The 12,585-nt window shown below is 63.9% G+C and carries 11 protein-coding genes and 1 tRNA gene; 11 read left to right on the top strand and 1 reads right to left on the bottom strand.

The window, feature by feature from the left end:
- Nucleotides 1-14: 14 nt before the first annotated feature.
- From orn to BLT66_RS04615, 6 genes are all read left to right on the top strand, one after another.
- A complete protein-coding gene (gene orn, locus BLT66_RS04640; protein ID WP_369821582.1) occupies nt 15-611 on the top strand; it encodes an oligoribonuclease in 597 nt (198 codons plus the stop codon).
- 238 nt (nt 612-849) lie between these two features.
- Nucleotides 850-2,787 (top strand): DEAD/DEAH box helicase, encoded by a 1,938-nt coding sequence (locus BLT66_RS04635; protein ID WP_092756151.1) that lies wholly within the window; start codon nt 850-852, stop codon nt 2,785-2,787.
- Nucleotides 2,788-2,911: 124 nt separating this feature from the next.
- The gene (locus tag BLT66_RS04630; protein WP_255406767.1) at nt 2,912-4,378 is read left to right on the top strand and encodes a sensor domain-containing diguanylate cyclase; all 1,467 of its coding nucleotides are present in this window, start codon (nt 2,912-2,914) and stop codon (nt 4,376-4,378) included.
- Nucleotides 4,379-4,384: 6 nt separating this feature from the next.
- On the top strand, nt 4,385-5,377 hold the full coding sequence (gene tilS / locus BLT66_RS04625) for a tRNA lysidine(34) synthetase TilS (RefSeq protein ID WP_092756149.1): 993 nt from the start codon (nt 4,385-4,387) through the stop codon (nt 5,375-5,377).
- A 56-nt stretch (nt 5,378-5,433) separates the two neighbouring features.
- Nucleotides 5,434-6,702 (top strand): aspartate kinase, encoded by a 1,269-nt coding sequence (locus BLT66_RS04620; protein ID WP_092756147.1) that lies wholly within the window; start codon nt 5,434-5,436, stop codon nt 6,700-6,702.
- A gap of 34 nt (nt 6,703-6,736) precedes the next feature.
- Nucleotides 6,737-6,829: transfer RNA gene (locus BLT66_RS04615), tRNA-Ser, on the top strand.
- An 84-nt stretch (nt 6,830-6,913) separates the two neighbouring features.
- Here the strand turns inward: BLT66_RS04615 and BLT66_RS04610 are convergent.
- A complete protein-coding gene (locus BLT66_RS04610; RefSeq protein WP_092756145.1) occupies nt 6,914-7,837 on the bottom strand; it encodes a LysR family transcriptional regulator in 924 nt (307 codons plus the stop codon).
- A gap of 104 nt (nt 7,838-7,941) precedes the next feature.
- Between BLT66_RS04610 and BLT66_RS04605 the strand changes: the two genes are divergently transcribed.
- From BLT66_RS04605 to BLT66_RS04585, 5 genes are read left to right on the top strand one after another with little or no spacing between them, the layout of a single operon-like run.
- Nucleotides 7,942-8,916 (top strand): Bug family tripartite tricarboxylate transporter substrate binding protein, encoded by a 975-nt coding sequence (locus tag BLT66_RS04605; protein WP_092756143.1) that lies wholly within the window; start codon nt 7,942-7,944, stop codon nt 8,914-8,916.
- A 2-nt stretch (nt 8,917-8,918) separates the two neighbouring features.
- Nucleotides 8,919-9,824 carry an alpha/beta fold hydrolase gene (locus tag BLT66_RS04600; protein WP_092756141.1) on the top strand — a complete coding sequence of 302 codons (906 nt, stop codon included), beginning with the start codon at nt 8,919-8,921 and terminating at the stop codon, nt 9,822-9,824.
- Complete coding sequence (gene leuC, locus BLT66_RS04595) at nt 9,821-11,248, top strand: 3-isopropylmalate dehydratase large subunit (protein WP_092756139.1); 1,428 nt, start codon at nt 9,821-9,823, stop codon at nt 11,246-11,248. Before BLT66_RS04600 ends, leuC begins: the two co-directional genes overlap by 4 nt.
- Nucleotides 11,241-11,885 carry a 3-isopropylmalate dehydratase small subunit gene (leuD, locus tag BLT66_RS04590; RefSeq protein ID WP_092756137.1) on the top strand — a complete coding sequence of 215 codons (645 nt, stop codon included), beginning with the start codon at nt 11,241-11,243 and terminating at the stop codon, nt 11,883-11,885. Before leuC ends, leuD begins: the two co-directional genes overlap by 8 nt.
- Nucleotides 11,886-11,938: 53 nt before the next feature.
- Nucleotides 11,939-12,337 carry a hypothetical protein gene (locus BLT66_RS04585; protein WP_092756135.1) on the top strand — a complete coding sequence of 133 codons (399 nt, stop codon included), beginning with the start codon at nt 11,939-11,941 and terminating at the stop codon, nt 12,335-12,337.
- Nucleotides 12,338-12,585: the final 248 nt, after the last annotated feature.

Genomic DNA, 12,585 nt, shown 5'->3' with positions numbered 1-12,585 from the left:
GGCCATCGGTGACAATGCGGCCCATGGCTGAAATCAACACCCTATCCCCTGTATTGCTGGCTAAATCGGACCAAAACCTGATCTGGCTGGACTGTGAAATGACCGGTCTGGACCCGGAAGTCGACCGCCTGATCGAGATTGCCGTGGTCGTCACCGGCCCGAGTCTGGAGCCCCGCATCGAAGGCCCGGTGTTGGTGATTCACCAGTCGGATGCGCAGCTGGACCAAATGGATGCCTGGAACAAGGGCACGCACGGCAAGAGCGGCCTGATCGACAAGGTCAAGGCGTCCACCATGACCGAGGCCGAGGCCGAGGCTCTGGTCATCGCCTTCCTGGCCCAGTACGTACCCAAGGGCACATCGCCCCTGTGCGGCAACAGCATCGGCCAGGACCGGCGCTTTCTCGCCAAGTACATGCCCAAGCTCGAAGCCTTTTGCCACTACCGCAACCTGGACGTCAGCACCCTGAAAGAGCTAGCCAAGCGCTGGCGGCCCGAGGTGGCGGCATCTTTCAAGAAGCAGCAGAAGCACACGGCACTGGCCGACGTGAATGAATCGATTGAGGAATTAGTGCACTACCGCACACACTTTTTGAAGATGGCTGCAGAGTAATTAGGTGAAAACCCGAATTCGGGCTATAATTCGAGGCTGCACTAGTTAACGTTAGTGCACTTTGCACATCTCCCTTCACTCATCTGGCGCACAAAGTTGCGCCAACTAGTACCGGGTCCAGTCTGTTGATGGACCGCCTAAGGTACTGGCTCCGTTTGATGGTTGATGTTTTTTAACCATTATCGGGGCCCATCGCTGGCTAACGTAGCCATTGCGGTGTTCCCGTGTGAGTAATTAAATGAACGACTCTTTTGACGTCGCTGGCGATTTTTCGTCTGCATCTTCCTTTTCTTCCGCCAACGACACCTTCGTGACCGAGACTTTGCAGTCCGTCGAAGGCGTTGATACCGTAGTCGCCGCCGAAGCAGATGCTGCTCCTGCAGCGCCTAACGGCTTCGTGACCCTGGGCCTGGCCCCTGAGTTGGTGCAAGCCGTGGCTGACCTGGGCTACACCCAGCCGACCGCCGTGCAAATGCAAACCATCCCCATGGCCATGCAAAGCGAGTCCGCCCGCTTTGTCGACCTGATGGTGTCCAGCCAAACCGGTAGCGGCAAGACCGCCGCCTTCCTGCTGCCCGTGCTGCACACGCTGCTGCGCCAGCAAGCCGAAGCCGAAGCCGCTGAAAAAGCCGAATACGAAGCCGCTGTCGCCGAAGCTGCTGCCAAGGGCGAACCTGCTCCCAAGCGCGCTAAGCGCAAAGACCCGACCAATGCCCGCAACTTCAAGGCCGCCACCCCTGGCGCCCTGATCCTGTGCCCCACCCGCGAACTGGCCCAACAAGTGGCCCACGACGCGATCGGCCTGGTCGCCCATTGCCGCGGTCTGCGCATTGCCAACGTGGTTGGCGGCATGCCTTACCAGTTGCAAATCGCCAAGCTGCAAAACGCCAACCTGGTGGTGGCTACCCCTGGCCGTCTGCTGGATCTGCAACGCTCGCAGCAAATCAAGCTGGACCAAGTGCAATTCCTGGTGGTGGACGAAGCTGACCGTATGCTGGATCTGGGCTTCTCGGACGACTTGGCTGACGTCAACCAGATGACCATTGGCCGCAAGCAAACCATGATGTTCAGCGCCACCTTCGCGCCGCGCATCCAGCAACTGGCTTCCCGCGTAATGCGCGAACCCCAGCGCGTGACCATCGACAGCCCGCAAGAAAAGCACGCCAACATCAAGCAAATCCTGTTCTGGGCCGACAACGCCCAGCACAAGCGCAAGCTGCTGGACCACTGGCTGCGTGACACCACCATCGCCCAGGCGATCGTGTTCGCCAGCACCCAGATCGAGTGCGACGGCTTGGCCAACGACCTGCAACAAGAAGGCTTCAGCGCCGTCGCATTGCACGGTGCCCTGAGCCAAGGTCTGCGGAATCGCCGCCTGATGGCCCTGCGCCAAGGCCAGGTGCAGATTCTGGTCGCCACCGACGTTGCCGCCCGCGGTATCGACGTGCCTAGCATTAGCCACGTGTTCAACTTTGGCTTGCCAATGAAGGCCGAAGACTACACCCATCGCATTGGCCGTACCGGCCGTGCCGGTCGCGACGGTATCGCTGTGACCTTTGCCGAAATGCGCGACCGTCGCAAGATTTTCGACATCGAAAGCTACAGCCACCAGCAGTTCAAGGCGGAAGTGATTCCAGGTATGGAGCCACAACAGCGCCAGCCGGATTCGCGTCCTCCCCGCGGTGCAGGCGGCGGCTTCGGCGGCCGTGACGGCGCACCCCGTGGCCGTAGCTTCGGCCCATCGCCACGCGGTGATCGCGGCGGCTTCGGCGGCGGCGACCGTGGTGGTTTCGGTGGCGGCAACCGCGAAGGCGGCGGTGGTTATGGCGGCGCCAGCGGTTTCAACGACCGCAACAGCCGTCCACCAGCCCGCACCGGCGGCGGCTACCAAGGCAACCGTGACAACGGCGGCGGCTTCGGTGGCGGCGACCGCGGTGCAGACCGTGGCTTCGGCGGCGGCGCTCCAGCCGGCGGTGGTTTCGCTCCCCGTGGTGATTTCGCCCCGCGCGGCGACTTCGCTCCCCGTGGCGACCGTGCCGAGCGTGGTGACTTCAACGCACCGCGCCCAGCCTTCTCCAAGCCTGCTTTCAGCAAGCCTGGTGCCGGTGCTGGCAACGGCGGCAAGGTGTTTGTGCCCCGCGACACCAAGAAACGTCTGAGCAAGCCCGCCCGTTAATTCGCGCAGACTCCGTCTCCTGAAAAACCAGGCCCTTGTGGCCTGGTTTTTTTTCGCCCGCAGCAAGCCACGGCCCGAGCCGCGCGGGTGGCAGCCGGCACAATACCGGCCTGGAGGTTTCAACGTGTCCCATTCGTCTTCCCCCGCCGACTACGCACATCTGTTCGAGTTGGCCCCCGTGTCCTTGTGGTTGGAGGACTTCAGCGCCTTGAAGCGTCTGTTCGACCGCTGGCGCGCTGAAGGAGTAAGTGATTTGCGGGCCCATGTTGCCGCCCACCCCGAGTGCCTGGCCGAATGCGCGGCTTCGCTGCAGGTGCTGGAGGTGAACCAGCGCACGCTGGAGCTGTTTGGCGCCAGCAGCCAGGCCGAGCTGCTGGCCAATCTGTCGCAGGTGTTCCGCGGCGACATGCTGGACCATTTTGCACAGCAGATGTACCCCATGTGGGAGGGCGAACTGGGCTTCGCCATCCAGACCGTCAACTACGCGCTGGATGGCCGCCGGCTCGACGTGAAAGTGCAGGCGAGGGTGCTGCAAGGCCACGAAGCCACCTGGGAGCGCGTGATGGTGTCGTTGCAGGACATCACCCATGAATTGCAAACCTCGAACCTGCTGGTGTCCAGCGAGCAGCATGCGCGGGACTTGTTCGACTACTCGCCGGTATCGCTATGGGTCGAGGATTTCAGCGCAGTGAAGAGGTTGATCGATGAAGTGCGCATGCGCGGCATCGAAGACTTTCGGACCTTCATCAACGTGCACCCCGAATTCGTCTCGCGCTGCATGCAGGAGATCCGCGTCATCGACGTGAACCGGCAAACTCTGACGATGTTTGGCGCCAAGAACAAAGCCGAGCTGTTGGCCCGCCTGGGCGAGGTGTTCCAGGGTGAAATGCGTGACTCGTTTGCCGAGCAGCTGATCGAGCTGTGGCAGGGCAAAACCACCTTGATGCGCGAGGTGGTCAACTACCGGCTGGGTGGCGATTTGATCAACATCCACATGCAGTTTGCCGTGCTGCCCGACCACCTGGCGGACTGGGACCTGGTGCTGGTGTCCCTGGTCGACATCACTGCCCGCAAGAAGGCTGAGGCCTACCTCGAATACCTGGGCAAGCACGATTCGTTGACGCAGCTGCGCAACCGGGCTTTCTATATGGATGAACTGAACCGCCTGTCGCGCAAGGGGCCGTGGCCGCTGAGCGTGCTGATCATGGACCTGAACGGGCTGAAGCAGATCAACGATGAGCACGGCCACGTGGCGGGCGATGCGCTGCTGCGGCGCGCGGGTGAGGTGTTCGGCAAAGTCAGCAGCGCCCCGATGTGCGCAGCCCGCACTGGTGGCGATGAATTCGCCATGCTGCTGCCCGGCTCGGATGAGCACGGCGCGCAGACCATCATCGACCGCATACATTCGATCCTGGAGCTGAACAACCAGTTCTATACCAGCCACAAGCTGAGCATCGCCATCGGCATGGCCACCTGCCATTCCAGCGACCAGCTGGAGGCCGCGCTGATCCGGGCCGACCGGGCCATGTATGTGGAAAAAACCCGCTACTACCAAGAGCAGAACATCGAGCGACGCACCCACGGCGGCTGAGCACAAATGGGCACCACGCTGGTAGACGCGGTCCGCGCGTTCTCACCCCCGCTGCCGTTCACGGTGGCGTTCAGCGGCGGTGCGGATTCCACCGCCTTGCTGCTGGCCTGTGCCGAGCGCTGGCCGGGCCAGGTACAGGCGGTCCACATCCACCACGGACTGCAGCCGGCTGCCGACGATTTTGTGCGCCACTGCGAGGCCTTCTGTACGGACCAGCAGGTACCACTGCAGGTCGTGCGCGTCCATGCCCAGCCGGCCCCCGGCGAGAGCCCAGAAGATGCAGCCCGCAAAGCCCGTTACAAGGCTTTTAGTGCTCTGGCGCAGGCAGAATCTGCGCAGGCAGCTATCAAAACCATAGTATTGGCCCAACACGCCGACGACCAGGTGGAGACACTGCTGCTGGCGCTGAGCCGGGGCGCAGGGCTGCCCGGGCTGGCATCCATGCCGGCCCACTGGGAGCGCGGCGGCATCCGCTTCTACCGTCCGCTGCTAGGCGTGCGTGCCGACCAAATCCGCGCCTGGCTGGACCAGCGCGGCGCGGCCTATATCGTCGATCCGAGCAATGCGGACGAACGCTTCACCCGCAACCGCATCCGCGCACAGCTGCTGCCGGTGCTGGAGGCGGCGTTTCCGCAGTTCCGCGACACCTTTGGCCGCAGCGCTGCCCATGCCGCGCAGGCGCAAACCCTGTTGCTGGAAGTGGCGGTGCAGGACCTGCAGAGTGTGGGATGCCCGCCCGCCATCGCCGGCCTGCAAGCCCTGTCCGTGCCGCGCCAGGCCAATCTGCTGCGCCACTGGCTGGGCAGCGTCCACCAGACGACGGCCAGCACCGCGCAGCTGCATGAGCTGCAGCGGCAGATCGCCGCCTGCACCACGCGCGGGCAAAAAATCCATATCAGGGTGGGCGCCGGCTTTGCGGTCCGCCGGGGCCAGTGGCTCGATTGGTACAATCCCAGGGCTTTGGGCACCGTTTCTGCGGCCCCTCCAGACCTTTCGTAGTTCGTGCCTTCTTTGTGTCTTCGGACATCCAACTTCTTAGCGTCTTTTAATATTCCATGGCATTGATCGTTCACAAATACGGCGGCACGTCGATGGGCTCCACCGAGCGCATCCGCCTTGTTGCCAAGCGCGTCGCCAAATGGGCGCGCGCCGGCCACCAGATGGTGGTGGTTCCCAGCGCGATGAGCGGCGAAACCAACCGCCTGCTGGGTCTGGCCAAAGAGCTGGCGCCCGCCAAACCTGGCGACGCCTACCAGCGCGAACTCGACATGCTGGCCTCCACCGGCGAGCAGGTGTCGGTCGCCTTGCTGGCCATCGCCTTGCAAGGCGAGGGTATGGAGTCGGTCAGCTACGCCGGCTGGCAAGTGCCGATCCTGACTAACAGTGCCCACACCAAGGCCCGCATCGAGTCCATCGACGACCAGAAGGTGCGCGTGGACCTGGCGGCTGGCAAGGTGGTCATCGTCACCGGTTTCCAAGGCGTGGACGAGGCCGGCAACATCACCACGCTGGGGCGTGGCGGTAGCGATACTTCGGCCGTGGCCGTGGCCGCCGCCATGAAGGCCTCTGAGTGCCTGATCTACACCGACGTGGATGGCATCTACACCACCGACCCGCGCGTGGTGCCCGAAGCGCGCCGCCTGCAAACGGTGGGCTTCGAAGAAATGCTGGAGATGGCCTCCATGGGCTCCAAAGTGCTGCAGATTCGCTCGGTCGAATTTGCCGGCAAATACAAGGTGCCGCTGCGCGTCTTGTCCAGCTTCACCCCCTGGGACATCGACATCGAGATTGAAGCCAAATCTGGCACCCTGATTACTTTTGAAGAAGACGAAAATATGGAACAAGCCATTGTCTCCGGCATCGCGTTCAACCGCGACGAAGCCAAAGTTTCCGTGCTCGGCGTGCCCGACACCCCCGGTATCGCCTACCAAATCCTGGGTGCGGTGGCCGATGCCAACATCGAAGTCGATGTGATCATCCAAAACGTCAGCAAAGACGGCAAGACCGATTTCAGCTTCACCGTGCACCGCAACGATTACGCGCGCACCATCGACTTGCTGAAAGAAAAAGTATTGCCAGGCCTGGGCGCGAACGAGATCACCGGCGACGCCAAGATCTGCAAGGTCAGCATCGTCGGTATCGGCATGCGCAGCCATGTGGGTGTGGCCAGCAAGATGTTTCGCTGCCTGAGCGAAGAGGGCATCAACATCCAGATGATTTCCACCAGCGAAATCAAGACCTCGGTCGTCATCGACGAGAAGTACATGGAACTGGCCGTGCGCGCTCTGCACAAAGCATTCGAACTCGACCAGCCCGCTGCCTAAAAACAGCCAAAAGTCGTGCGATAATAGCTGGATTGGAAACGTGACCGAGTGGCCGAAGGTGCTCCCCTGCTAAGGGAGTATGGGGTGTAGAGCCTCATCGAGGGTTCGAATCCCTCCGTTTCCGCCAAATCCTAAAAGCCCTGCAACTGCAAAGTTGCAGGGCTTTTTTGTTTCTGCGCGAGGTGTTGAGCCTATGCCGATTGGGCAGGACTTACCAAGGCCCCAGCGCCGAGTCTCCTTGGGTGCGGTAGGGCGCGAAGCGCTCCAGCAAAAAGTCCACCAAGGCCCGCGTTTTAGCCGGCAGGTTGTTTTTGGTCTGGAACACCAGAAAGACATCTGCCGCCGGCAAGGTCCAGTCCGGCAGCACGGTTTGCAGCTTGCGGGCGCGCAGCGAGGCCGCGGCTTCCCACTGCGAGCGGACCAGGATGCCGTGGCCATCTAGTGCCCAGGCCAGCGCTGATTCGCCGTCGTTGGTCGATAGCGGGCCGCGCACCTTGACGGTGTCGGTACGCGTGCCGTTCGACAAATGCCAGGTGCCAAAAGTCTCGTCGCTTTCGCGGATGAAGATGCAGGGGTGCTGCGCCAGATCGCGCGGCATGCCTGGCAGGCCGGCGCGCTGCAGATAGGCCGGGCTCGCGCACAGCAGGCGGCGGTTGCGCGCCAGCAGCCGGGCGGTCAGGCGCGCATCGGGCAGCTCGCCAAAGCGCACCAGCAGGTCAAAGCCTTGCTCGATCAGGTTCACCGGCCGGTCCGTCAGGTGCAGTTGTACCTCGACCTCGGGGAAGCTGCGCGCAAACACCGACAGCGCGGGCGCGATGTGCTTGCGGCCAAAGCCCAGCGTGGCGCTGATCCGCAAGATGCCTTGCGGGGTGGCGCGGCTGCCGCTGACCGTGCGCTCCAGTGCCTCCAGTTCTTCCAGCACCCGCATGCCTTCGCGCAGATAGGTTTCGCCCTCGGGCGTCAGGCTGGTGCGGCGGGTGGTGCGGTTCAGCAGGCGCACACCGAGCCGCCGCTCCAGTGCGGCCAGCCGCTTGCTGACGGCGGGCGGCGTGATGCCCAGCTGCTGGGCCGCCGCTGCCAGGCTGGGCTGCTTGGTCAGCAGCACGAAGAACGCCAGATCTGAAAAACCGTCCATGGTGATTGTTAACTTTAAAGACCGTAAGAAGTGAATTCGTAAATATTGTGTTTTACAGGTTCATGGATAGCATAGCCTGAACCCCACAAGAACAGGAGACCCCGATGCAACGCCGTCCTATCCTCGCCACATTCACCCTGTGCGCGCTCACCGCATTGACCACTGGCAGCGCCACGGCGCAAAGCTACCCCGACCGCCCGATCAAGCTGATCGTGCCCTACGCCCCCGGCGGCAGTGCCGATCTGGTGGCGCGGCAGATCAGCGACGAATGGGCCAAGGCCTTGGGCGGCACCCTGGTGGTGGACAACCGGGCCGGGGCCGGCGGCAACCTGGGGGTGGACGTGGTGGCCAAATCGGCGCCCGACGGCTACACCATCGGCCTGCAAACCGTGTCGCTGGCGATCAACCCGGCGCTCAGCGCCAAGATGCCTTACGACACCTTGAAAGACCTGGCGCCCATCGGCATGGTCGCCAGCTCGCAGCACGTGCTGGTGGTGAACAACAACCTGCCTGCCAAGGATGTGAAAAGCCTGATTGCGCTGCTGAAGGCAGAGCCCGGCAAACACAGCTACGGCTCTGCGGGCTCCGGCAGCACCTTCCACATGTCGGCCGAACTGTTCAAGGCGGTGGCCGGCGTGAGCATCCTGCATATTCCCTACCGCGGCGGTGGCCCGGCGCTGATCGACACCATCGCCGGCCAGGTGGACATGAGCTTTCCGGTGCTGTCTGCCGCACAGCAGCAGGTACAGGCGGGCAAGCTGCGCGCCCTGGGCGTGACTGGCTCCAAGCGCTCGCCCCTGATGCCGGCTGTGCCGACGGTTGCCGAAGCCGGCCTGTCCGGCTATAGCTTCGAGACCTGGTTCATCGTGTTCGCGCCCGCCGCCACGCCCAAGCCGGTGGTGGACAAACTCAATCAGGCGCTGAACCAGGCTCTGGGCACGGCTGCGCTGAAGGAGCGCATGGTCAAAGACGGCTTCGACCCGATTCCATCCACCCCCGCCCAAGCCGCCAGCCGCCTGCAGCAGGAAATGCCCCAATGGGCCAAACTCATCAAGGAGCGCGGCATCAAGGCCGATTGAGCATGTCCACAGAACCACTCTTCCCCGGCTTCAGCAGCCATGCGGTGCCCACCGATACCGGCGTGCAGATCCACACTGTGGTCGGCGGCAATGGCCCGCCCTTGCTGCTGCTGCACGGCCACCCGCAAACCCATGCGATCTGGCACAAGGTGGTGCCGGCGCTGGCCGCGCAGTTCAGCCTGGTGCTGTGCGACCTGCGCGGCTATGGCGACTCGTCCAAGCCTGCGGGCGATGCGGACCACGGCAACTACAGCAAGCGCGTGATGGCGCAGGACATGCTGCGCGTGATGCAGTCGCTGGGCCATGCCCGGTTCGATGTGCTGGCGCACGACCGCGGCGCGCGCGTGGCGCACCGCCTGGCGGCCGACCACCCGGACGCGGTGCAGCGCCTGGTGCTGCTGGACATTGCGCCCACCCTGGCCATGTACGCGCAAACCAGCGAGGCCTTTGCCCGCGCCTACTGGCACTGGTTCTTTTTGATCCAGCCGGCGCCACTGCCCGAGCGCTTGATTGAAGCCGACCCTACAGCCTACATCCGCGATGTGATGGGCAGCCGCAGCGCCGGCCTGGCGCCATTCGATCCGCGGGCCTTGGCCGAATACACCCGGGCCCTGGCTTTGCCCGGTGCCGCCCACGGCCTGTGCGAGGACTACCGCGCCGCCGCCAGCATCGACCTGGAGCACGACCGCGCTGACCGCGCAGCCGGCCGGCGCCTGCCCATGCCGCTGCTGGCGTTGTGGGGCGCGCAGGGCGTGGTGCACCGCTGCTTCCAGCCGCTGGCCGAGTGGCAGAGCGTGGCCATTGATGTGCGCGGTCAGCCGCTGCCCTGCGGCCATTACATCGCCGAAGAAGCACCCGAGGCCTTGCTGGCCCAGGTGCTGCCGTTCTTGACCGGAGCTGCTGTATGACCGCCCGTACCCTGTACCAAAAACTCGTAGCCAGCCACACCGTGGCGCGGCTGGACCCGCAAAACGTGCTGCTGTTTTGCGACCTGCATTTGATGAACGAATACACCAGCCCGCAGGCCTTTGCCGGCCTGCAGGAGCAGGGCCGCGGCGTGCCCATGCCCGGTCAGAACGTGGCCGTGGTCAGCCATGTGATTCCCACCATCCCCACGCAGGCGCCCCAGTTGCGCGTGATTGCCGATGCGGCGCCGGCGCTGCAGGCCAGCAACCTGAAGCGCAATTGCGACCGCTACGCCATCCCCTTGTTCGACACCAACGATGCGCTGCAGGGCATAGAGCATGTGATCGCGCCCGAGCACGGCATGATCCGGCCCGGCATGGTGGTCATCTGCGGCGACAGCCACACCACCACCTATGGCGCGCTGGGGGCGCTGGGCTTCGGCATTGGCACCTCGGAGGTCGAGCATGTGCTGGCCACCCAGACCCTGGTGTACCGGCTGGCGCAGGACATGCGCATCCGGGTCGACGGCCAGCTGCCGCAGGGCACCACCTCCAAGGACCTGGTCCTGATGGTGATCGGCCAGATCGGCGCCCAGGGCGCGCGCGGCTTTGTGGTCGAGTTCTGCGGCAGCGCCATCGCGGCCTTGTCGGTCGAGGCGCGCTTTACCTTGTGTAATATGGCGGTGGAGGCGGGCGCGCGCGGCGCCCTGATCGCGCCCGATGCCACGGCCATCGACTACGTGCTGGCCCGCGCGCCCGACATCCAGGACGGTGTGCGCCAGGCGGCTCTGGCCCACTGGGCGACGCTGCACAGCGACGCCGGTGCGGTGTTCGATGTGGAGCACCGATTCGACGCGAGCGCGGTGGCGCCGCACGTCACCTGGGGCACCAGCCCCGACCAGGTGGTCGCCATCACCGGCCAGGTGCCGCGGCCCGAGGCCCAGCCCGAGGGCCCGGTGCGCCGCAGCACCGAGCAGGCCTTGCGCTACACCGGCCTGGCGGCGGGCGCGGCCATTGCCGGCACCCCGGTGCAGCATGTGTTCATAGGCTCGTGCACCAATGCCCGCATCGAGGACCTGCGCGCCGTGGCCGCCGTGGTGCGCGGCCGGCATGTGGCCGACGGCGTGCGGGCCATGGTGGTGCCGGGCTCGGGTGCGGTCAAGCAGCAGGCCGAGCGTGAGGGCATTGCCCAGCTGCTGCTGGACGCCGGCTTTGAATGGCGCCAACCCGGCTGCTCTATGTGCCTGGCGATGAATGGCGACCTGTTGGCGCCGGGCGTGCGCTGCGCGTCCACCACCAACCGCAATTTCGAAGGCCGCCAGGGCCGCGGCGCCATCACCCATTTGATGAGCCCGGCCATGGCCGCCGCCGCCGCCGTGACCGGCTGCATTACCGATGTCCGCACCCTGGAGCTGCAGCATGGCTGAAAACAAGTTAGTCCAAGGCCGCATGGCCGCCATCCGCATCGAGAACCTGGACACCGACCAGATCATGCCCAAGCAGTTTCTGCACGGCATAGACAAGTCCGGCCTGGCCCAGGGCCTGTTGTACGACCTGCGCTTTGACGCCCAGGGCCAGCCGCGGCCCGACTGCGTGCTAAACCAGTCCGCCTATGCGCAGACCCGCATCCTGGTAGCCGGGGCCAATTTTGGCTGCGGCTCCAGCCGCGAGCATGCAGTGTGGGGGCTGCAGCAATACGGCATCCAGGCGGTGATCGCTCCCAGCTTTGGCGAGATCTTTTATTCGAACGCCATGAACAACCGGCTGCTGCTGGCCATGCTGCCGCAGGAGCAAATCGCCGCGTTGATGCACGATGCCGACCAGCAGGGCGAGCTGCAGATCGACGTGGACCGCATGCGGGTGCGCAGCGCCAGCGTGGATGCGGCGTTCAGCCTGAGCGACCGGCACCGCCAGATGTTCCTGGAAGGGCTGGACGTGATCGGCCTGTCGCTCACCTACCAGGCGCAGATCCAGGCGTTTGCCGCACAGCACTGGCAGCAGCATCCGTGGATGCGCGATGTGGCCGGCAACACCCGTGTGCGCCTGGCTAATTTCTTTAAATAAAAACGGCCTCTAGCGCTGGTTCTATCTGCGTAAGCAGCTACGGAATCCATAGCATGGTCGCCGGCATCACCCTGGGTGCGATGGCGGTGCGCTTGGGTGAGGGGCTATCCGGCGCGTTGCGCTTCGCCGCGCCGGCCGTCGAATACAAGTTGGCCTTCGTGGTCGCCGCCGCGTTCGTGCTGCTCGGCCTGCTGGACACGCTGCGGCTGCCGCGGGGCGCGGGCGACCATTTCGTGGCGCGTAAATGGGCGGTGCTTCATCAGCGGAGTCGGGTGCTTGCAGGGGGGTTCTGCTTTATCTTCGTCCGTCGCAAAAGGAATGAGTCCGATTCGGTGGCTCGCTACCTGTGCTCGCATATGTTGAATGTCACTTCTGCCGTCTTGAAAGACTTCTGGGGTCAATCCGCAAAAACATACCGTGTACGAGGATGCGTGTGGCTTTCACGAATGTGAGGAGCGCGTAAATCATGAATACCGTGGGGATGAATGCACATAAGAGGGGAAGTCCAAGTCGAGGGTAGCCGGTCCAAGGTCTTGGTGAGTAGGCGTCAATCAAAAGTGAAAATAGTACTGCGGCTATAGCTGCCCCCATTACGAACGCTAATGTTGACCGTAGAGCCAATTCAGCCACCACCAAGCTACGTCTTTGAGTTGGACCTGTTGGGTATGCTCGAGCGCGATTGAACTGCAAGGATGTAAAC

The organism is Rhodoferax sp. OV413, assembly GCF_900104385.1.
Taxonomy (GTDB): Bacteria; Pseudomonadota; Gammaproteobacteria; order Burkholderiales; family Burkholderiaceae_C; genus Rhodoferax_B.
This window is presented reverse-complemented; position numbering and strand designations above follow the sequence as displayed.